A 21,580-nucleotide genomic window follows, 5' to 3' on the forward strand; every position below is an offset into this window, starting at 1 on the left:
CGCTCAGCCGCCCGTGCGGCGCAGGAGATACACGTCCATGATCCAGCCGTGCCGGGCGCGCAGTCCGGCACGGCACGTGATGATCTCCGCCCCGACTGTGGCGAGCGGCCCGGCGACCAGCGCCTCCTGCGCCATCCCCAGATACGCCCCCCACCAAATCATGATTCCCTCGGGTGCGAGCGTCTCGAACGCGCACGCCCCGTCGAGCATCACCGCCAGCGTTTCGACCCCCGCTGGCCACCCTTCCGCGCGCAGCCTGCGCCCGGTCGTGATCGTCACCGGCGCGGCGAGCGTGTTGAGCGGGATCGCATGCGCCGCGGTCAGCGCCTGCAGGCTGGTAATCCCCGGCACCACGCTGACCCCGATCGACCGCCCCCCCGCGCGTAGCCGCTCGGCGATCCGCAGGCTGCTGTCATAAAGCGACGGGTCCCCCCAGACGAGGAACGCGACCCGCCCCCCGTCCGGCAGATGCTCGGCGATCTGCGCCGCCCAGACCGCCGCGATCTCGTCATGCCACGCGTCGACCGCCGCACGGTACGGCGCGTCCGCGTCGCGTTCGGGCAGATCGAACTCCACCACTCTGGCCGGCCCGGTCAACAACGCGGCGCAGATGGCCCGGCGCAGATCGACCAGGTCGGACTTTCCCGCGCCTTTCCGCGGCAACAGGATCAGGTCGGCGGCGTTGATCGCCGTGACTGCGGCGCGCGTCACATGATCGGGATTGCCCGTGCCGATCCCGATCAGCGATATCGCGATGTCGGCCCCGCTCATGGTGCCATCAGCGAGCCGTAGAGGATCAGCGCGGGCTTGTCGGACACGCCCCCCGCCAGCCGCGCCGCGAGCCCCGCGATCGTCGACCAGGTCAGGCTCTGGTCGGGATGCCCGACATTTTCCGCGAGCAGCGCGGTCGTGTCGCCCGACAGACCGTGTGCGACGAGCGACTCAACCAGAGCCGGGAACGTCCGCTGCGGCATGAACACGACCGTCGTCGCCTCCGGATCGGCGAGCGCGGCCATGTTGCGCTGCTGCGGCAGTTTCCCGGTCACGTCATGGCCGGTGACATATTGCACCCGGCGTGCCGACAGCCGGCGCGTCAGCGGTATCGCCGCGGCGGCGGCGGCGGCGCTCGCCGCGCTGATCCCGGGGACGATCTCGAACGTCACGCCTGCCTCGCGCAGCGCGACGATCTCCTCCTCGAGCCGTCCGAACATTCCCGCGTCCCCCGACTTCAGCCGGACGACGCGCGCGCCGGTCAGCGCGTGGTCGACCAGCAGCTGCGAGACATGCGACTGGCGCGGTGACGGCCGCCCCGCGCGCTTGCCGACCGCGACCAGCTCGGCGCCGACGCGCGCATGGCCCAGCACCGCGCCCGACGACAGGTCGTCGAACAGCACGACGTCGGCGCGCTGCAACCGCGTCACCGCCTTCAGCGTCAGCAATTCGGGGTCGCCGGGGCCGGAACCGACGAACGAAACGAAACCAGTCATGCAGCCGGTTGGCCAAGGGGGGCGATCATGTGAAAGAAACTACCCGTCACGCCGCCACGATGCGAGCCGGTTTCGGGCACTCCTTGCCCATTCGCGTCGACCACCTGCGCCAGCGGCGCGTCGGGCTGGTCGAGGATCGTCGAATAATGGAATTCATGCCCCGCCAGCATCGCCCCCGCCGCGATTCCGCCGATCGGCGCGTGCAGCGTCGCCCGCCGATAGCCCAGATGCATTCGCCGCTTCTCATAACTCGTCACCAGCCCGAGCAGCCCGGCCATCCGATGCCGCGTGCCGTCCGCATCGATCAGCCCCTCGCCCAGCGCCATGTACCCGCCGCACTCGCCGTGCACCGGCCGCGTCTCGGCATGCAGCGCCAGCGCCGCACGGAACCGGTCCGCCGCTGCCAGCGCCCCGGCATGAAGCTCGGGATAGCCCCCCGGCAGCCAGACCAGATCGGCATCCTTCGCCGGCGCCTCGTCCACCAGCGGCGAAAAGGGCAGGATCTCCACCCCCGCGCTGCGCCACCCGTCGAGCACATGCGCATAGGTGAACGAAAAGGCGGCATCCTGCGCCAGCGCGATTCGCTGTGCCGGCGGGGTCGGCACGACCGTCCCCTGCGCGACCGGCCGCGGCGTGGCGGCGGCCGCCTCGCGCAGTGCGGCGATATCGACATGCGCGCGCAGGAACGTCGCATAGGCCGCGATCTGCGCGTCGAGCGCAGGATGCTCGATCGCCTGCACCAGCCCCAGATGCCGCTCGGGCAGCGTCAGGTCGCCGCGCCGCGGCAGCGCGCCAAACACGCGGATCCCGACCGCCTCCATCCCGCTGCGCGCCAGCCGCTCGTGCCGCTCGCTCGCCACGCGGTTGAGGATCACGCCTGCGACCCGCACGCCTGGATCATAGCGCGCGAACCCCAGGGCGGTCGCCGCCGCGGACTGCGCCTGGCCCGACACGTCGATCACCAGCACGACCGGCCAGCCCATCCGCCGCGCGACGTCCGCGCTGGCGCCATTGCCCGTCGCGCCCGCGTGCGCCACCCCGTCGAACAGCCCCATCGACCCTTCGGCCAGCGTCATGTCCGCATCGTCGCCGCGCGCCGCGATCCCGTCGAGCCGCCGCCCCGTCATGGCCCAGCTGTCGAGGTTGAACGACGCGCGCCCGCTCGCCGCGCGGTGAAACGCTGGGTCGATATAGTCGGGCCCGCATTTGAACGGCTGCACCGCGATCCCGTCATCGCGCAGCGCGCGCAACAGCCCGAGCATCACCGTCGTCTTCCCCGTCCCCGACGCGGGCGCTGCGACGAGCAGGCCCGGCGTGGCGCCGCGCGTCATGGCTTGTCTCCTGCGAACCGGGACTCCGCCGATTGCGGCCGGAACCGCCGGTCATATCCTTGCGCGTACAGGCTGCTCGTCGCGAAATCACCCGGCGCCAGCACGCGCCCGACCAGGATCAGCGCGGTCCGCTCGGGTCGCCCCGTCATCGCCGCCTCGATCGTCGACAGCGTCGCGCGGGCGATCTGCTCGTCGGGCCAGCTCGCGCGCCACACCACTGCGACCGGGCAGTCGCCGCCATAAGCGGGCAGCAGGTCCGCGACGACCTGCGCCAGATTGTGCACCGACAGGTGGATCGCCAGCGTCGCCTGCGTCGCGGCGAACGCGGCAAGTGTCTCGGCCGGCGGCATCGAGCTTGCCCGTCCCGGCGTCCGCGTCAGCACCACCGACTGCGCCAGTTCGGGCAAGGTCAGTTCGACCTCGAGCGCGGCGGCGGCAGCGGCAAAGGCGGGGACGCCGGGGGTGATCGTCACCGGAATGTCCAGCGCGCGCAGCCGCCGCAGCTGCTCGCCCATCGCCGACCAGATCGACAGATCCCCCGAATGCAGCCGCGCGACGTCCTGCCCCCCTGCGTGCGCGGCGACGATCTCGGCCATGATCTGGTCGAGGTCCATCGGCGCGGTGTTGACGATCCGCGCACCCGGCGGACAATACTCGAGCAGCGCCTCCGGGATCAGCGACCCGGCATAAAGGCACACCGGCGACATCGCGATCCGGTCGCGCCCCCGCAATGTCAGCAGGTCGGGCGCACCCGGCCCCGCACCGATGAAATGCACGGTCATGGTCGAAATCCTTGGGCAATGGCGCAGGTCGCGCGTCGGCACGGCGAAATATGGCGAAGGGTCAGCAGCCGCGCGCCTTGCCCCGCGGCGGCGAGTGCAGCGGCCTCCGCGACGCTGCCGGTCCCCCGCACGGCAAGGCTTACCGGCGACCGGGTGGCGGGACTGGCCGCAGTCAGCGCGGCGGGATCGACCGTGATCAGCGGCAGACCCAGCAGCGCCGCGATCTCGCCGGGCAGCCCCTGCTTGTCATCGGGCGCCGCCAGCGCCTCGACCGGCGGCAGCCCCTGCTGCGCGGCGGCCAGCGCGGCCCGCAACGCGGCGGCATCCGCGGCCGTGTTGAAGCCAAAACCCGCGACGATCATGCCGGATACGCCCATTGCACCACCGGGAACTGCGCGCGCCACCCACGTCGCGTCCCGATCGGCACCGCCTGCGCCACCTCGATCCGCATCAGGCTCCCCCCGTGCGCTGCCTGCCACTGCGTCAGCAGCGCCTCCGATTCGAGCGTCACCGCATTCGCTACGATCCGCGCGCCCTGCTCGACCCGCGGCCACAGCGCGCGCAACAGCGCCTCGGACAGCCCCCCGCCGACGAACACCGCATCGGGACACGCCCGCTCGCCAAGACACTCGGGCGCCCGCCCCTCGACCACCACCAGCCGGTCGACGCCCAGCGTCGCGGCATTGGCGGCGATTCGCCCCACCCGCACCGGATCCGCCTCGAACGCGGTCGCGCAGGTCGACGGATGTGCCAGCAGCCAGGAAATCCCGATCGATCCCGATCCCGCGCCGATATCCCACAGGCTCTCGCCCGGCTTCGGCGCGAGTGCTGCCAGCGTCACCGCGCGGATCGGCGACTTGGTGATCTGCCCGTCATGCGCGAACCAGTCGTCGGACAGCCCCGCCTGCGGCATGACCGCGCCCGCCCCGTCGAAGACGATCCCGACCGCGACCGGATGCGCGATGTCGTCGAACGCCATCGTCGCGGCGGTCGTGTGGCGGATCCGCTCGCGCGGCCCGCCCAGCGCCTCGAGCACGTGCAGCGCCGACGCACCGAACCCCGCCGCGTCCAGATACGCTGCCAGCGCGCCGACCGCCGCCCCGTCGCGGACAAGGACGATCGCGCGCCGCCCCCGCGCGATATGCGGCCGCAGCCGGCCGAACGGCGCGGCGTGCAGCCCCAGGCATGTGCAGTCCTCGAGTCCCCAGCCGAGCCGCGCCGCCGCCAGCGCGAAGCTCGACGGTGCGGGATGCGCGATCCACTCGCCCGAGCCGAGGTGCCGCGTCACCGACGTGCCCGCGCCGAACCAGAACGGATCCCCCGATGCCAGCATCACCACCCGCCGGCCGCGATGTGCGATCAGCCGCGCGATCCCATCCTCGAACGGCACTGGCCAAGCCTCGACCGCCCCCCTAAGCTCGCCGGCAAGCGCCAGATGCCGGGTCGCGCCCGTCACGATCTCGGCATCGGCCAGCGCAGTGCGCGCCGCGGCGGACAGCCCGGCCACCCCGTCCTCGCCAATCCCGAGAATCGTCAGCCACGGAGCCTCAGTCATCCCGACCATCCTGCTTCTCGGCGGCACCACCGAAGCCAGCGCGCTCGCCGCACGGCTCGCGGCGCGCGGTGATCCGACCGTGCTGAGCTATGCCGGCCGCGTCGCCAGCCCGCGCGCGCAGCCGGTCCCCGTCCGCATCGGCGGCTTTGGCGGCGTCGGAGGCCTCGTCACCTATCTCAAAGAGCACCGTGTTACGCACCTGATCGACGCGACGCATCCCTTCGCCGCGCAGATGCGCCGTCACGCGATCGACGCCGCGGCACAGGCGGGCGTCGCGCATGTCGCGCTCACCCGCCCCGCCTGGACCCCGGTCGTGGGCGATCGCTGGTACCGCGTCGGCGATATCTCGGCCGCCGTCGCGGCGCTCGCCGGCCCGCCGCGGCGTGTGATGCTCGCGCTGGGCCGGATGCATGTCGATGCCTTCGCGCAGCAGCCGCAACACGACTATCTGCTGCGTTTCGTCGATACGCCCGACGATCCGCCGCCGCTGCCCCGCCACCGCCTGGTCGTAGACCGCGGCCCGTTCGACGCCGCCGGCGACACCCGATTGATGCGCGACCACGCGACCGACATGGTCGTCTGCAAAAACGCGGGCGGCAGCGGCGCGGCGGCCAAGCTCGTCGCCGCGCGCACGCTCGGCCTGCAGGTGATCATGATCGACCGCCCGCCGCTGCCTGCGCGACACGCGGTCGATTCGGTCGACGCGGTGCTCGACTGGCTCGATCATGGCGCCGACCGCGGCGTATAGAGGATCGGCCCCTGCGCCCGCGCGATGATCCGCGTCAGGCTCGAACCGACGATCACCATCGTCCGCATGTCCGCCATCTCCGCCCGAGCCTTGGTGAGCGGTACGATCGACAACGATTCCTCCGGGGTCGACACCGCCCGCGCGAACAGCACAGGGCGATCGTCACCGCACGTCGTGCAAAGGATCTCGAACGCGCGGACCAGCCCGTCGGGTCGCGCCTTCGACCGCGGATTATAGAAGGCGATCGCAAAATCGGCCTCCGCCGCCAGCCGCACGCGGCGCTCGATCACTGCCTGGGGTTTCAGATTGTCCGACAGGTTGATCGCGCAAAAATCATGCCCCAGCGGAGCCCCCGCCCGCGCGCTCGCCGCCAGCATCGCGGTGATCCCCGGCAGTACGCGGATGTCGATCCCGCCCCACGCCGCCGGCCCCGCCTCGAGCGCCTCGAACACCGCCGCCGCCATCGCGAACACGCCGGGATCCCCCGACGACACGACCACGACGCGCGCGCCCATTGCGGCCAGTTCGAGCGCATGGCGCGCGCGGTCGATCTCGACCCGGTTGTCGCTCGCATGCAGCGTCAGTCCGTCGCGTGCCGGAACCCTTGCGACATAGGGGATATAGCCGATCACGTCGGTCGCCTCGGCCAGCGCCGCGCTGACCTCGGGGGTCACCAGCGCGGCATCCCCCGGCCCCAGCCCCGCAATCGCCAGCCAGCCGGTTCCTGCACCCGGGGTCATGGCCGCCGCCCCTGCCCATGGATCAGCAGGATCGCGAAATAGGGCGTGACCGCATCCGCCTCGCACAGCCGCGTGACGCGCTGCTCGGCCATCGCCGCATATTCGACCAGCCACGCCGCCTCCTCGCGCCCCGCCGCGGCGACCGCGCGGCGCAGCTTGGCGAGGTGACGGCCGATCTTCATCACCACCAGCGCATCGGTATCGCGGATGCGCCGCACCAGATCTGCCTCGGGCAGCGTCCCCATCACCACCGTCAGTACGTCGTCGCCCCAGGTGATCGGCGCGCCGCTCGCGGTCCAGGCGCCCGACATGCCGGTAATGCCGGGGACGACCGCGACCGGCGCGACTCCCTGCAACCGCGTATAGAGATGCATGAACGATCCGTAGAAGAACGGGTCACCCTCGCACAGCACCACCACGTCCTCGCCGCCCAGCGCCAGCGCCGCGAGGTGATCGATGCACCCCGCGTAAAAGCCCGACAGCCGGTCGTTGTAACGCGGATCGGACAATGCGATCTCGGTGGTGACGGGATATTCCATCGGATATTCGATCACGTCGTCGCGCAACATCCCCTCGACGATCCGCCGCGCCTGCCCCGGCCGCCCCGCCTTGCGGAAATAGGCAACGTGCCGCGCGCCGCGCACCAGCCGATCAGCGCGCACGCTCATCAGGTCGCACGCGCCCGGCCCCAATCCGACGCCGTGGATCGTGCCCGTCACCACCGCCTGCCCCGGCGGCGGCACCAAGGTCGCGGAGGGCGCCACCACGCCGATCATTCCGCCGCACTCGCCAGCGCGTTGATCGCCGCGACGGTGATCGCGCTGCCGCCCAGCCGCCCCTCGACGATCACGCACGGCACCGGCTGCGCCGCCCACAGCGCATCCTTCGATTCGACCGCACCGACGAAACCCACCGGACAGCCGATGATCGCCGCGGGCCGCGGACAATCGGGATCCTCCAGCATATTGAGCAGGTGGAACAGCGCAGTCGGGGCATTGCCGATCGCCACCACCGCACCCGCTAGATGCGGCCGCCAGAACTCCAGCGCCGCGGCCGAGCGCGTCGTCGCCATTTCTCTCGCCACCGCGACCGTCTCGGGCGTGTGCAGCGTACAGATCACCGCATTGTCCGCCGGCAGGCGCGCGCGCGTGATCCCCTCGGTCACCATCCGCGCATCGCACAGGATCGGCGCGCCCGCCCGCAACGCCGCGCGCGCAGCACGCGCGAACCCAGGCGAAAAGCGGATATCCTTGGCCAGCGCGACCAGCCCCGCAGCGTGGATCATCCGCACCGCGACCGGCTCCTCCTCGGCTTCGAACCGCGCCAGATCCGCCTCGGCACGGATCATCGCGAACGACTGGCGATAGATCGCGGCCCCGTCAGTCTCATAGGCATAGGGCATCAGGCGGCTCCGGACGGCTGGGAGAAATGGGCGATAATCTGAGCGGGTTCGAGCGCGCTGAGCAGCGGCGGCGTGCCCGCGCGCGCGCGCAGGGCAAGATCGAACCGCCCGTCGCGCCCGGTCAGCACCACGTCCGCAGGCCTCGCACGCGCGCAGCCCTTCGCGCATCCCGACACGTGCAGGCTGCCAGCGACCAACGGTGCCAGCCGCCGCGCGAGGTCGCGCGTCTCGACGCTCGACTGTGGACAGGCGGGCGCACCGACACAGGCGTCGACCCCGGCGCGCACGGCGCTGCGGTCGCGCGCGCCATGCGCCACCCCGCCTTCGAGGATCAGCATCCGCCACGGCGTCACGCGGATCGCCGTGACCGGGTCTGCGGTGATCCGGTCGCGCAACTCTACTGCCGCGATTCGCCCGAAGCCGAGCGCGACCGCCGCGCCCAGCGGATGCGCCCCGACTTCGGGCGGTGGCGCGGTGGGCGCGGGAACCAAGGTCGCGGCCCCCGGCACGGCCGCCGCATGGCGCGCCATCCGCCCCGCCGCCGCACCGCCGCTGTCGACGAACCACCGCGCCAGCGCGATCAGCGCGTCGACCGCGGTGTCGCGCGTCACGTCCACCCCCGCCGCACGCCCCTCGCCGCGCACCACCAACCTGCCGTCCACCACGCGCTCGACCCGGAAATCGGCGGGCGCGCGGGTCAGCACCGGTGCAGCGCCGGCATCGATCGCAAAGCCAACCTTGCCAGGCAGCACCGGCAGGTCGGACAGCCGCTCGCGCAACGCGGTGGCGATATGCTGCGTGTCGTCCCCATCCCGCCAGTCGGGCGCGACCAGCATCGCACCGCGCGCCTCGCGCTCCGGATCGGGATCGATCAGCCCGCCCGCCAGCAACGCCTCGACCAGCCCCCGCCAGCCCGCCTCGGTCACACCGCGCATCTGCAGATTCGCGCGACTGGTCACGTCGATCTCGCCATTTCCCCACGCCATTGCCGCATCACACAGCGCGAGTGTCTGCGCGCGCGTCAGCCGGCCGAGCGGCGGGCGGATCCGCACCAGCAGCCCGTCGCCCGCCGCCATCGGCCGCCACGCATCGGGGCACCATCCCTTGACGACGAACGCGCTCATGCCGGCAGCACGAGTTGTGCGAGGATCGAATTGCGCCGCGTCGGCCACAGCCCCGCCGTGTGCAGCGCCGCGAACCGCGCGGTCATCGCCGCCAGCGCCGCGGGGTTTGCGCTCTCCAGAAATGCACGCACCGCGTCGCGCCCCAATGTCGCATCATAATAGAGATCGATCAGCTCGGGCGACACCACCCGCGCCAGCTGCGCGAACATCGCCATATGGTCGAGCGTCGCGGCGATCTCCGCGCCCCCGCGAAACCCGTGCCGCATCATCCCCTCGACCCAGGCCGGGTTCGCCGCGCGCGCATGGACGACGCGCGCAACCTCCTCATCCAGCGACCGCGCGCGTGGCCGTTCCGGATCGCGCGCATCGAGATGATACAGCGCCGCGCTCTTACCCCCGGCAACCGCCTGCGCCGCCGCGAACCCCGCCTCGTGCGCGGCATAATCCGCGGCAAGCAGCAGGTCGGTCTCGGGCAAATCCTGGACATGGACGAACGCGTCGGCGGCGGCGACCCGGTCGCGGATCCCCGCCGGATCGAACCGCGTCGCGATGTCGTCGCCCGGCCCATCGAGCGCGTGGCTCGACGCCGCCAGCCACGCCGCACCCGCCGCCGCCCGCGCCGCCTCGCCGTACGTCTCGCCCGCATCGCCGAGCCCGAGCCCGTAGCGACCCGGCTCCGGCCCATAGACCCGCGCACCGACGGCAGTGCAGACGAACGGATTCCAGTCGCTGGGCTCGTCGCGCATCGCCAGCGCGCGCACCGCCTGCCCGAACATCTGGCCTAGTGCGGGAAACGCATCGCGGAACAGCCCTGATACGCGCAGCGTCACGTCCATCCGCGGCCGGTCGAGCCTGGCCAACGGCAGGATCTCGACCCCCGTGACGCGGTCCGACGCATGATCCCAGACCGGCTCCGCACCGAGCAAATGGAGCGCCATCGCGAACTCCTCGCCCGCGGTCCGCATCGTCGCCGACGCCCACAGGTCGACGACCAGCGCGCGCGGATAGTCGCCCTCGTCCTGCAGATGCCGGCGGACCAACTCGTCGGCCAGCCGCACGCCCTGCGCATGCGCCGCGCGCGACGGCACCGCGCGCGCGTCGGTCGCGTACAGGTTGCGCCCGGTCGGCAGGACGTCGCTGCGTCCGCGCCACGGGGAGCCCGACGGCCCCGCCGCGATCCGCCTGCCCCGCAACGCGTTCAGCAGCCCGTCGCGCTCGGCCTCGCCCTGTTCGCCGCGACCATAGACGTGCAGCCCGTCGCCGAACTGGCTCTCCTTCACGTCGCACACGAACGTGTCGATCCGGGTGATCGCCTCCGCCTGGCTCGTCGACTCGTCGAGCCGCAGCGTCGCCGCCAGCCCGGTCGCGCGCGCCTCGTCGGCGATGTCGCGCTGCAGCCGGTCGCGGCGCGCGGGGTCGAGCCCGTCGGCGGTCGAAAACTCGTCGAGCAACGATTCGAGCCGCCCCAGCCCCGCGCCGCTGCGCGTCGTCGCGGCCGGCGGCGGGACATGGCCGATCGTCACCGCGCCGATACGCCGCCGTGCCTGTGCCGCCTCGCCCGGATCGTTGACGATGAACGGATAGAGCACCGGCATCGCCCCGGTCAGCGCCTCGGGCCAGCATTCTCCCGACAGCGCGACCGCCTTGCCCGGCAGCCATTCGAGCGTCCCGTGCGCGCCGACATGGATCAGCGCATCACTCCCCCGCGCGTGCAGCCACAGATAGAAGGCGACATAGGCATGACGGGGACAGCGCGACAGGTCGTGATACTCCCCGACCCGCGCCGCGCTGCGCCCGCGTTCGGGCTGGAGCGCGATCACCACGCCCCCCCGCTCGACGCCCGCGAACTCGAACGCGCCGTCGATACAGGCCGGATCGTCCTCGGGCGCGCCCCAGCTTTCCTCGAGCGCATCGCGCAACACGGCCGGCAAGCCCCCAAGCGCCGCACGATACGCCGCGACCGGCCACGCGATCCGCCCCGTCGCCAGCGCCTCGGCCAGCGCTTGCGGCGCCGCGCCGCCGGTCGCATAGCCCGCCGCCGCCAGATCCTCGACGATCGCGTCCGCGGACGCCAGCGCGTCGAGCCCGACCGCATGCGCCATCTGATAGTCCTTGCCCGGATAGGTCGACAGCACGACCGCGGGCCGCTGTTCCGAGACCGGCCGCTCCGCCAGACGCACCCACGCGATGACGCGCGCGACGATCGCCGCGATCCGCTCGGGCTCGGCCCGGTGCTCGCGCCGCACATAGCCGAGAGCGTCGTCGCGGACGCCGTCCTCCTTGAAGCTTGCGACGCCCGCGAACAGGCGTCCGTCGACTTCGGGCAGGACGACGTGCATCGCCAGGTCGGCGGGGGACAACCCGCGCGTCGACCCCGCCCAGGCGGCACGATCCGACGTCGCCAGCGCGACCTGGAACACCGGCACCCCCGCCCCGTCGAGCGGCGATGTGTCGTCCGCGCCGCGGCCCGAAAAGGCAGTCGCGTTGACGATCGCCGCCGGGGCGAGCGCGACGACCCAGCGCCTGAGCCACCCCGCGACGCCCGGCGCCTTCAGCGACGGCGCGAACAGCCCGACGACGTCGAACCCCGCCGCACCCAGCCCGGTATGCAGCGCCTCGATCGGGTCGAGGTCGGCAGCGGTCAGGTAGGAGCGGTAGAAGATCAGCAGGATTCGCGGCCGCGTCGCGGTCATCGCGAACGCCGCGGGGCACGTCACCCCGTCGCGCGGCTGCCAGCCACCGACCTCGGGAACCGTCTTCACCCCCGCGACCGGCCCGGCATAAAGCCCCGCCGCCAGCGCCATCTGCGCCAGCGCCGCCTGCGCCGCTACCGCGCCGCCGTCGTCGCACAGCGCGGCGAGCCGGCGCAGCGTCGACACCGGCACTGTCGACGCCGCATCGAGCCGCGCATCGCTGCGCCCGTCCGCGGGCAGCACCGCCAGCGCGATCCCCCGCGCCCGTGCCAGCGCCTCGACCTGCTGCAACCCATAGGACCAGTAGGACCGTCCGCCGATCAGCCGGATCACGATCCCCTTCGCCCCCGTGCCTGCGCCACCGTCCAGCGTCCGCTCGACATAGGTATCGACCGACAGCGGGTGGGTGAGCGCGGACAGGTTGGCGAGCCTGAGCGACGGCAGCGGGCTCCCCCCCGCCGCCGCGCGCCGCCACCCGGCCGCGAACGCGCCGAGATCCCCGTCAGAAAAGGACAGGACGACAAGGTCCGCCGGGCTCTGCGCGAGGTCCTGCGGGATCGCACTTTCCTCCAGCGCGTGGCTTTCGCGGAAGACGACGTGCATCGCCGTCAGCCCTGAAGCGCGGCCCGGATCCTTGCGGGGTCGATCCGGTCATGCTCGGCGATCACCACCAGCCGAGTCTGTCGCGCCTCGTCGGCACGCCACGGCCGGTCATATTGCGTCCGCACCCGCGCACCGACCGCCTGCACCAGCAGCCGCATCGGCTTGCCCGTCACCGCGGCATAGCCCTTCACGCGCAGGATGTCGGCGTCGCGCGCCAGCGTCTCGATCCGCGCGGCGAGCGCCGCCGGGTCCGCGATCTCGCCGAGGTCGACGATCATGCTGTCGAAATCGTCATGCTCGTGATCGTCCGCGCCATCATGGTGCGACGGTCGCGCGGCGATGTCGTCCTCCGCCGCCGCGTTCAGCCCGAGCACGACGCGCGGATCGATCACCCCGTCGGTCAGCGCGATCACCGGCAACGCACGCGCGGATTCCGCCGCGATCACCGCGCGCGCCGCAGCCACCCCCGCCTCGCCCGCCAGATCCGCCTTGGTCAGCAGCACCAGATCCGCACAGGCGAGCTGGTCCTCGAACACCTCGGCGAGCGGCGTCTCGTGATCGACGCTCGGATCGGCGCGGCGCTGCGCCTCGATCGCGGCGAGGTCGGGCGCGAACCGTCCCGCGGCGACCGCTTCCGCATCGGCCAGCGCGATCACCCCGTCGACCGTGATCCGCGACCGGATCGCGGGCCAGTCGAACGCTTTCAGCAAGGGCTTGGGCAGGGCGAGCCCCGACGTCTCGATCAGGATATGGTCGGGCCGCGGGTCGAGCGCGAGCAAAGTCTCGACGGTCGGGATGAAATCGTCAGCGACGGTGCAGCAGATGCAGCCATTGGCGAGCTCGACGACATTCTCGGCCGGGCAATCGGGGATCGCGCACCCCTTCAAGATGTCGCCGTCGATGCCGAGCGTGCCGAATTCGTTGACGATCACCGCGAGCCGCCGGCCACCGGCATTCCGGATCAGGTGGCTGATCAGCGTGGTCTTGCCCGCGCCGAGGAATCCGGTGACGATGGTAACGGGAATCTTGGCCAGGGTCGGCTGGGGGTCGGTCATGCGATACTCTCCGGGCGTTGGAACGACAGCCACGGACGGACGCACGCCCGCAGCCACACGCGCGCACGACCTGACGGCCGCACGCGTTCGTCGCTCAGACGGAGTACCGTGCCGCGACCATCCCCTGGATCAAGGCAAGAGCGACCATGACGCTGGCAGGTCTCCTGGCTCGCGGGTCGAAGCTCGATGCACGCCTTCCCAGGTCCCGTGACCCAGTGGCTGCCCCCGCATCGGGGGCCTGTGCGTCTCGCTCACCGCTTACAGTTGCAGGGACAGCCGCGGCATTGGGAGGCAAAGCTCCCGCACCGCATTCCCATTCAAGCCCCGAAGGGCACCGGCGCGATCTGTCGAGGTTCGGTAGAACCAAACCTCGAGGTTGGGTTTAGAGGAGTTTGGCGACTGTGCCAATGCACCTGACCTCCGTCATCCCGACGAAAGTCAGGACCCAGAGCCACGCGTAATGCGCTGCCTGGCCCTGGGTCCCGGGTCGAGCCCAGGATGACGACGCAGCTCGTTACCCCCGAACCACCTCGATCTCGTCGAACCGCTTCCACCGGTAGATCGCAAAACTCAGCACCCAGCATGCCACGAACAGCGCGATGATCGCAAAGCCCAGCCCGTTGAAATTCTCGCCCAGCGCCGAGGCAACGTCCCACACGCCCCCGCTGAGGCCCAGCTTCGACGCCAGCAGCGCGAGCGTTTCGATCCCGCCGATCGCGATCGCGACGATCGCCGAGATCAGCGTGATCGTGATGTTGTAATAGAGCTTGCGGATCGGCTTCACGAACGCCCATTCATACGCGCCGAGCATCACCACCCCGTCGGCACTGTCGACCAGTGCCATGCCGGTCGCGAACAGCACGGGCAGCACCAGCACCGTGCCGATCGACAGCCCGTCCGCGGCCTGGCTCGCCGACAGGCCGAGGATCGCGACTTCGGTGGCGGTGTCGAACCCCAGCCCGAACAGGAAGCCGAGCGGCGCCATGTGCCAGCTGCGCGTGACCAGCCGGAACATCGGCCGGAACAGCCGCGCGAGCAGCCCGCGATTGCCGAGGAGCAGGTCGAGATCCTCCTCGACATAGCGCCCCCCGCCGCGGACATGGCCGAAGGTCCGCCACACCGATCGCAGGATGATCAGGTTCATCGCCGCGATCGTGAACAGGAACAGCGCGGAGATCAGTGTCGCGATCACCCCGCCCGCCTGCTTGAACGCCTCGAACTGCGCCAGCGCACTCGCGGTCAGCGCGATCGCGACCGCGGCGATCAGGACGATCCCCGAATGGCCGACCGCGAACCAGAAGCCGACCCCGATCGGCCGCTGCCCGTCCTGCATCAGCTTGCGCGTCACGTTGTCGATCGCCGCGATATGATCGGCGTCGACCGCATGGCGCAGCCCCAGCCCCCAGGCCAGCATCGCGGTACCCAGCATCAGCGGTTGCGCCTGGAACAGCGCGAACGCCCATCCCCAGGCGGCGATGTTGGCCGCCACCAGCATCGCGAACATCCAGCCGATCCGGTGTCGCGTCGAACGACCGGCGGTCCGCCCGGTCATGATCTTGGTCATTGGCACATCCCCGGCGTCCGACGAGGACGGGGGCCTGCCGCGAACGACCGGGACGCGCGCCGACCGGACGCCCTGAGCGGCCGGCATGCGTCGCCGATGCGGCCCCCGCCGCATGGTCGTCGCTCAGACGGCGTTCACCGTGCCTCGGCCACCCCCTGGACCGGGACAAGAGCGACCAGACGCCGGCAGGTCTCCTGGCTCACGGGTCAAGGCTCGACGCACACCTTCCCAGGCCATCGGCCCAGTGGCTGCCCCCGTCGCAGGGGGCGCGTGCGTGTCGCTCGCCGCTTACAGTTGCAGGGACAGCCGCGGTCTTGGGGCAAACCCCGCACCGCATTCCCATTCAAGCCCCGAGGGGCACCGACGCGATCTGTGCGGATCCGGCTTGCGTCGGACCTGCGCCACAGGGCTAGCGCGTTTTGCCTGCGCTGACGACAGGATTTGCGCGCGACGCAACGCAGGGCATGTCGTCCCATCTCACCGCAACGTCTGCCTTACCTCGTACGTTGATCGCGTAACCGACCGGTGTCCTGCCGGTCGCGGCGTTGCCCGCTTTCCGCCCCGCGGCAATCGTGCGAGCAGCGCAGACCTTCATCGCCCCGCTGAACGGAGCCCGCATGCGCCCTCTCGTCCCCGTCGCCGAAGCCCAGTCCCGCCTCTTCGCCATGGCATCGCGCGTGCCGGCCGAAACCGTGCCGCTGCGCTCGGCGATGGGTCGCTGGGCGGCGGAGGCCATTCTAGCCCGCCGCACCCAGCCCGCGACCGACCTTTCGGCGATGGACGGCTATGCGATCCGCTACGCAGATCTGCCCGGGCCGTGGACGGTCATCGGCGAGAGCGCGGCCGGCCGCCCCTTCACCGGTTCAGTCGGCGCGGGACAGGCGACGCGCATCTTCACCGGCGCGGCGATGCCGCCCGGCGCCGATACCGTCCTTGTCCAGGAAGAGGCCGCACGCGACGGCGACCGGCTGATGCTCGACGGCGAAGGCCCCGCCTTCGAGGGACGCAACACACGCCGCAAGGGGCTCGACTTCGCGACCGGCACCCGGCTGATCGCGGCCGGCGATCGGCTGACGCCCGCGCGCATCGCGGTCGCTGCGACCGGCGGACACGGCACGCTGTCGGTCGGCCGCCGGCTGCGCGTCGCGGTCGCCGCAACGGGTGACGAGCTCGTTCCGCCCGGCTCGACGAACGATCCCGTCCCGCTGCCGGAATCGAACGGCATCATGCTCGCCGCGATGCTTGCCGATCTGCCCGTCGACATTATCGATCTCGGAATCCTCCCCGACCGGCTCGACACGCTGCGTGACGCCTTTGCCGGGGTCGATGCCGATCTGCTCGTGACCACGGGGGGCGCGTCGGTCGGCGATCACGACCTCGTCCGCCCCGCGATCGAGGCGGCCGGCGGGGCAATCGACTTCTGGCGGATCGCCCTGCGCCCGGGCAAGCCGATGATGGCGGGCACGCTTGGCCGGACAATGCTGCTCGGCCTGCCGGGCAATCCCGTCTCCGCCTTCGTCACCGCGATCCTGTTCGTCCGCCCCGTCGTCGCGCACATGCTCGGCGCGCGCGATCCCTTGCCGCAGACGACGCACGCGCTGCTCGGCGAGGATCTTCCGCCCAACCAGTCGCGGACCGACTATATGCGCGCCGAACTGCGCGACGGTCGCGCCTATGCCTCGACCATCCAGGACAGCTCGATGCTGCTGACGCTCGCCCGCTCGTCCTGCCTGATCGTCCGCGACGGCGACGCGCCGGCGGCAAGGGCGGGCGACTCGGCGGAAATCCTCGTCATCGCGTGACGTCACCGCTTGACGAAGCTGCAAGTGTTCCATAGAAGTTCCTCGTCTGTTCCGGACGGAGAACCGTTATGCTCACGCGCAAGCAGCACGAGCTTGTCTGCTTCATCAACGACCGCCTTGCCGAGACGGGCGTGTCGCCCTCGTTCGAGGAGATGAAGGACGCGCTCGAACTGAAATCGAAATCGGGCGTACACCGCCTGATCAGCGCGCTCGAGGAGCGCAACTTCATCCGGCGTCTGCCCAACCGGGCGCGCGCGCTCGAAGTGCTGCGGATGCCCGAGCGTCCCGAGGCTGCAATCGCGCAGACGACGACGAAGTCAGGGTCGAAGGCGGCGGCGGCGGCATCTGCCGACACCGTATCGGTACCGAACACGGCCAGCGCCACGCCCGCGTCGCCAGCCCGCATCGCGGCGAACGACGTCGTCGAGATCCCGCTGCACGGCCGGATCGCCGCCGGCGTCCCGATCGAAGCCTTTGAAGGCAGTTCGATGCTGGCCGTTCCGGCCGCATTGCTCGGCACCGGCGAGCATTATGCGCTGGAGGTTTCGGGGGACTCGATGGTGGAAGCCGGCATCCTCGACGGCGATTATGCGCTGATCCGCCGTACCGAGATCGCCCGCGACGGCGAAATCGTGGTCGCGCTGATCGAGGACAGCGAAGCGACGCTGAAATATTTCCGCCGCGAAGGCGCAATGGTCCGGCTCGACCCGGCCAACCGCGCCTATGACCCCCAGCGTTATGCGCCCGCACAGGTCCGGGTTCAGGGCAAGCTGTCGGGTATCCTGCGCCGCTACGACTGACGAATGCCGGGTGGCGCTGGCGGTCGTCACCGCCACGCAACCGGCAGTGGCGTTCGTGACCAACGGCCCCAGGCACCATCGTCCGCGTTTCGGAATTGCGGCCCTCCCAATCGGAGGCCCCACCTTCGCAGGATCATGACCCGACATACCCAGTCGCGACCTATCGCTCTGACCACCCCCGAGCCGGCACCCGAAACCGGACCGACGCCGCCCCCCCCGGCCAGCCCATGCTGATCGCCCGCCGCCCCGAACCGTCGCATTGGCCGCGCCAGCGTCGGCGGATCGCGCCACGGGTGCCGGTCCCCCGGATTGAGTACCGTCACCATCCGCCCCGTGGTCAACGTCAACGCGATCCCCCTGGTGCGCGCGAGCACCGATCGATCGAGCTTCAGCCATCGCGGCGTACAGCTACGCGGCAGCTCGCGCTCGCTGATGACGATGTCCGCGCGCTGGCAGGCGGCAACCATCTCGGCGATCGGCACCCGGTAAACGCTCCGCGTTGCCAGCACACGCCACGCCCGCCCCCGCGCGACGACATCGGTCAGGCACAGGTCGCGGCTGCACTGCGCGTCGGGCTGATCCGCCAGCAGTAGCGGCTCACCATCGACCCCGCCATTCTCCGCCAGTGTATCGCGGACATAGTCCCCCGCCCGATCGCGGAGCAGCGCGAGCCCGGCGGCGGTCCGGACCGCGACGTGACGCCCATCGCCCGTCACAAGGATATCGGGTGACGGCGTCGTCAGCGCCCAGATCGCGCCAATCGCCAAGGGCAGCATTCCGATCCGTCGCCACCGCGTCCGCCACAGCGCGATCCACACCCCGCCAACGACCATCAGCGCAAACGCCCCGTCGGGCACCGCCGGCAGCGCGCGGACCGCGCCCGGTGCATGCGCCACGCCGCGCGCGAGCCACAGCAGCGCGTCGAGCGCATGCTGGACCAGCCACCAGGCGGGCGCGCCAATCCCGATCGTGTCGAGCAGCAGCGCCAGCGCCTCGAACGGCATCACGACAAACGTGGTCAGCGGGATCGCGACGATATTGGCGACCGCGCCGTACAGCCCGGCCTTGTGGAAATGATAAACCGCGATCGGCATCAGCGCCGCCTCGACAACGAGCCCGGTCAGCAGCAGCGACGCGGCGCCGCGCAACAGGCGTCTGCTGCGGCCCTCGTCATGCGGCGTGAACGTGGCACGGACGACGGGATGCTCGTGCAGCGCGATGATCGCGGTGATCGCGGCGAACGACAATTGGAAGCTCGGCCCGGCGAGCGATTCGGGCAGCGCGAGCATCACCGCGATCGCTCCCGTCGCGACGAGCCGCAACGTCATCGCCTCGCGCCCCATCGCCAGCGCGACCAGCACCAGCAACGCCGCGACGCAGGAGCGGATCGTCGGCACCTGGCTGCCCGTCAGCACGGTGTAGCCGATCGCCGCTGCGGCACCGGCAAGCGCGGCGATCAGTGGCAGTCGCGTGTGCAGCGCGAGCCATGGGCTGAGCGCCAGCAGCCGCATCACGATCAGCATCGTCGCGGCGACCGCCGCGGTGATGTGGAGGCCGCTTACCGAAAGGAGATGCGCCAGCCCGGCGCGGCGCATCGCCTCCGCATCCGCGTCGCTGATCGCGCCGACGTCGCCGGTCGCCAGCGCCGCCGCGATCCCGCCCGCGCTCCCGTCAAGCTGCGCGACGATATGCCGCGACAGCGCCACCCGGACTCCAGCGCCGCCGCGGCCCGGCTCTGCTACCACCACAGGCGAAAAGCCCCGCCCCGTCGCGCCGATCGCGCCGAACCAAGCGACGCGCGCAAAGTCATAGGCGCCGGGCACCGCCGGCAAGGGCGGCGGCATGAGTCGCGCGCGAAGCTTTATGGTCGCGCCGATCGCGAGCGTCGCCGGCGCATCCGCCTCTGCCAGGTTGATGCGGACGCGGCCGGGCAACGCAACCGGCGCGCCATCGGCGTCCTGCCCCGGCCCGACCGGCCGCACCGTCAACCGCACCAGCCGACGCGCGACGAGCGGTTCGATCGTCTCGACCCGCGCGGACAGCTGCACGAATGTCGGCCCCGCGAGCACCGGTGCCGCCACCCGGTCCGATCGTACCCAGATCAGCCCGATGCCGAGCGCCGCCGCAATCGCGCCGATCGCGAGCATCCGCGCCGCGCGCCCGCCGCGCCCCGCCGCAAGTCCGGCCAACCCGCCAGCGGCCAGCACCAGGATCGCGGTGCCCCATGCCACGGGATCGGGCAGCACGAACCACAGCGCGATGCCGCCGCCAAGCCCGACCGGCAACCAGGTTATGAGCTGGTCGCGCTCTGCCTCCAGCCAGCGTTCGATCGCCCGGCCCGGCTCCGCCATCCAGGGCGGCACGCCCATTTGTCGCCGCCGGGGACGCATGCTAGAGGCGGCGACGGCTGATCCGGCCATCGTTTCTACAGTCTGGGAGCACCCGCGGTTGGGCGCAATATCTGATACGGATGCCGTCGTTTCGGCCGCACCCGTGGTTACTCGTTTCGCTCCGTCGCCGACGGGGTTCCTGCATCTTGGCGGCGCACGCACGGCGTTGTTCAACTGGCTGTTCGCCAAGGCGAACGGCGGCAAATTCCTGCTGCGTATCGAGGATACCGACCGCGTGCGGTCGACCCAGCCGGCGATCGACGCGATCATCGACGGGATGCGCTGGCTGGGGATCGACTGGGACGGCGACGTCGTCATGCAGTTCGCCGGCGCCGATCGCCACGCCCGCGTCGCGCACCAGATGGTGGAGGCCGGCCACGCCTATCGCTGCTACATGACCAATGACGAGATCGCGGCGATGCGCGCCGAGGCGCAGGCGGCCAAGAAGCCGCTCCGCATCCGCAGCCCGTGGCGCGACCGTCCGGCAAGCGAGGCCCCCGATCTTCCCCATGTCGTCCGCCTGCGCGCGCCGCAGGAAGGTGCGGTCACGATCGAGGATCGCGTCCAGGGATCGGTGACGGTCCGCAACGAGGAAATCGACGACCTCGTCCTCCTCCGTTCGGACGGCACGCCGACCTACATGCTCGCGGTCGTCGTCGACGATCACGACATGGGCGTCACGCACGTCATCCGCGGTGACGATCACCTCAACAACGCGTTCCGCCAGCTGCCGATCTACCGTGCGATGGACGCGATCGAGGGCGGCTGGCCCGATCCGATCTATGCGCACATCCCGCTGATCCACGGCCCCGATGGTGCCAAGCTGTCCAAGCGTCACGGCGCGGTCGGCATCGAGGCGTATCGCGACGAGATGGGCATCCTGCCCGAGGCGTTCGACAATTACCTGCTGCGGCTCGGCTGGGGGCACGGTGACGACGAGATCATCAGCCGCGAACAGGCGGTCGAATGGTTCGACCTGTCGGGCGTCGGCAAGTCGCCCTCGCGCTTCGACCTGAAGAAGCTCGAGAATCTGAATGGCCACTATATCCGCGAGGCCGATGATGCGCGTCTGGCCCAGCTCGCCGCCGATCGTCTCGGTCATGCCCTGCCCGATGGCGGACTCGACCTTCTGACTCGCGCAATGCCGGTCCTGAAGCCACGTGCAGCGAACCTGAACGAACTCGCCGAAGGTTCGAATTTCCTGTTCAGCCAGCGCCCCTTGGCCATGGATGACGCCGCAGCGAGCCTTTTGCAGGGTGAAGCGAGTGCGATTCTGACGAACGCGCATGCTGAACTTGACGCGCTCGACAAGTGGGATACGGAAGCGCTCGAAGGCGCGGTACGGCGCGTGGCCGAAGCGCGAAGCCTAAAGCTCGGGCAGGTTGCACAACCCCTTCGCGCCGCGCTGACCGGTCGCAAGACGTCGCCGGGAATATTCGATGTGCTCGACCTGCTCGGGCGTGACGAGAGCCTCGGTCGGATCGCCGACCGGATGGCAGACTGA

18 protein-coding genes and 2 riboswitches are annotated in these 21,580 nt (G+C 71.0%); of the genes, 4 read left to right on the top strand and 14 right to left on the bottom strand.

Annotation, left to right across the window (positions count from 1 at the left end; genetic code table 11):
• Positions 1-3: 3 nt before the first annotated feature.
• The 6 genes from cobF to cbiE are packed head-to-tail and all read right to left on the bottom strand — an operon-like array spanning position 4 to position 5,155.
• On the bottom strand, positions 4-771 hold the full coding sequence (gene cobF / locus IFT54_RS14995) for a precorrin-6A synthase (deacetylating) (protein WP_192071223.1): 768 nt from the start codon (positions 769-771) through the stop codon (positions 4-6).
• Positions 768-1,487 (bottom strand): uroporphyrinogen-III C-methyltransferase, encoded by a 720-nt coding sequence (gene cobA / locus IFT54_RS15000; protein WP_107045390.1) that lies wholly within the window; start codon positions 1,485-1,487, stop codon positions 768-770. The genes cobF and cobA overlap by 4 nt, the downstream gene beginning before the upstream one ends.
• Complete coding sequence (locus tag IFT54_RS15005) at positions 1,484-2,818, bottom strand: cobyrinate a,c-diamide synthase (protein ID WP_192071224.1); 1,335 nt, start codon at positions 2,816-2,818, stop codon at positions 1,484-1,486. The genes cobA and IFT54_RS15005 overlap by 4 nt, the downstream gene beginning before the upstream one ends.
• Positions 2,815-3,600: a precorrin-4 C(11)-methyltransferase gene (gene cobM / locus IFT54_RS15010; protein ID WP_192071225.1), complete on the bottom strand. Its 786-nt coding sequence runs from the start codon at positions 3,598-3,600 to the stop codon at positions 2,815-2,817. Before cobM ends, IFT54_RS15005 begins: the two co-directional genes overlap by 4 nt.
• Positions 3,597-3,962, bottom strand: coding sequence for a cobalamin biosynthesis protein (locus IFT54_RS15015; RefSeq protein WP_166746706.1), 366 nt, complete (start codon positions 3,960-3,962; stop codon positions 3,597-3,599). Before IFT54_RS15015 ends, cobM begins: the two co-directional genes overlap by 4 nt.
• On the bottom strand, positions 3,959-5,155 hold the full coding sequence (gene cbiE / locus IFT54_RS20550) for a precorrin-6y C5,15-methyltransferase (decarboxylating) subunit CbiE (RefSeq protein ID WP_192071226.1): 1,197 nt from the start codon (positions 5,153-5,155) through the stop codon (positions 3,959-3,961). Before cbiE ends, IFT54_RS15015 begins: the two co-directional genes overlap by 4 nt.
• Here cbiE and IFT54_RS20555 point away from each other — a divergent pair.
• Positions 5,154-5,903 (top strand): cobalt-precorrin-6A reductase, encoded by a 750-nt coding sequence (locus IFT54_RS20555; RefSeq protein WP_192071297.1) that lies wholly within the window; start codon positions 5,154-5,156, stop codon positions 5,901-5,903. The genes cbiE and IFT54_RS20555 overlap by 2 nt on opposite strands.
• On the opposite strand, the gene cobJ is transcribed toward IFT54_RS20555, so the two are convergent.
• From cobJ to IFT54_RS15060, 7 genes are all read right to left on the bottom strand, one after another.
• Complete coding sequence (gene cobJ / locus IFT54_RS15030) at positions 5,879-6,643, bottom strand: precorrin-3B C(17)-methyltransferase (RefSeq protein ID WP_192071227.1); 765 nt, start codon at positions 6,641-6,643, stop codon at positions 5,879-5,881. The genes IFT54_RS20555 and cobJ overlap by 25 nt on opposite strands.
• Complete coding sequence (cobI, locus tag IFT54_RS15035; RefSeq protein ID WP_037532889.1) at positions 6,640-7,362, bottom strand: precorrin-2 C(20)-methyltransferase; 723 nt, start codon at positions 7,360-7,362, stop codon at positions 6,640-6,642. The genes cobJ and cobI overlap by 4 nt, the downstream gene beginning before the upstream one ends.
• A gap of 53 nt (positions 7,363-7,415) precedes the next feature.
• Positions 7,416-8,045 carry a precorrin-8X methylmutase gene (locus IFT54_RS15040; RefSeq protein ID WP_192071229.1) on the bottom strand — a complete coding sequence of 210 codons (630 nt, stop codon included), beginning with the start codon at positions 8,043-8,045 and terminating at the stop codon, positions 7,416-7,418.
• Positions 8,045-9,169, bottom strand: coding sequence for a cobalamin biosynthesis protein CobG (locus tag IFT54_RS15045; RefSeq protein ID WP_192071230.1), 1,125 nt, complete (start codon positions 9,167-9,169; stop codon positions 8,045-8,047). Before IFT54_RS15045 ends, IFT54_RS15040 begins: the two co-directional genes overlap by 1 nt.
• Positions 9,166-12,465, bottom strand: a complete 3,300-nt coding sequence (cobN, locus tag IFT54_RS15050; RefSeq protein ID WP_192071231.1) for a cobaltochelatase subunit CobN — start codon at positions 12,463-12,465, stop codon at positions 9,166-9,168. The genes IFT54_RS15045 and cobN overlap by 4 nt, the downstream gene beginning before the upstream one ends.
• A gap of 5 nt (positions 12,466-12,470) precedes the next feature.
• A complete protein-coding gene (gene cobW / locus IFT54_RS15055) occupies positions 12,471-13,520 on the bottom strand; it encodes a cobalamin biosynthesis protein CobW (protein ID WP_192071232.1) in 1,050 nt (349 codons plus the stop codon).
• Positions 13,521-13,657: 137 nt separating this feature from the next.
• Positions 13,658-13,874, bottom strand: a riboswitch (cobalamin riboswitch).
• 160 nt (positions 13,875-14,034) lie between these two features.
• Positions 14,035-15,072 (bottom strand): HoxN/HupN/NixA family nickel/cobalt transporter, encoded by a 1,038-nt coding sequence (locus IFT54_RS15060; protein ID WP_443024340.1) that lies wholly within the window; start codon positions 15,070-15,072, stop codon positions 14,035-14,037.
• Positions 15,073-15,251: 179 nt separating this feature from the next.
• Positions 15,252-15,464: riboswitch (cobalamin riboswitch) on the bottom strand.
• Positions 15,465-15,701: 237 nt separating this feature from the next.
• Here IFT54_RS15060 and IFT54_RS15065 point away from each other — a divergent pair.
• Both IFT54_RS15065 and lexA read left to right on the top strand, forming a co-directional pair.
• Positions 15,702-16,886 (top strand): molybdopterin molybdotransferase MoeA, encoded by a 1,185-nt coding sequence (locus tag IFT54_RS15065; RefSeq protein ID WP_192071233.1) that lies wholly within the window; start codon positions 15,702-15,704, stop codon positions 16,884-16,886.
• A gap of 68 nt (positions 16,887-16,954) precedes the next feature.
• Complete coding sequence (lexA, locus tag IFT54_RS15070; RefSeq protein ID WP_192071234.1) at positions 16,955-17,686, top strand: transcriptional repressor LexA; 732 nt, start codon at positions 16,955-16,957, stop codon at positions 17,684-17,686.
• Positions 17,687-17,712: 26 nt separating this feature from the next.
• Here lexA and IFT54_RS15075 read toward each other — a convergent pair whose 3' ends face one another.
• Positions 17,713-20,055, bottom strand: coding sequence for a ComEC/Rec2 family competence protein (locus IFT54_RS15075; RefSeq protein WP_244649063.1), 2,343 nt, complete (start codon positions 20,053-20,055; stop codon positions 17,713-17,715).
• Between the two features lie 19 nt (positions 20,056-20,074).
• Between IFT54_RS15075 and gltX the strand changes: the two genes are divergently transcribed.
• A complete protein-coding gene (gltX, locus tag IFT54_RS15080) occupies positions 20,075-21,580 on the top strand; it encodes a glutamate--tRNA ligase (protein ID WP_081877730.1) in 1,506 nt (501 codons plus the stop codon).

The organism is Sphingomonas sp. CFBP 13714 (assembly GCF_014842205.1).
Lineage (GTDB): Bacteria > Pseudomonadota > Alphaproteobacteria > Sphingomonadales > Sphingomonadaceae > Sphingomonas > Sphingomonas aerolata.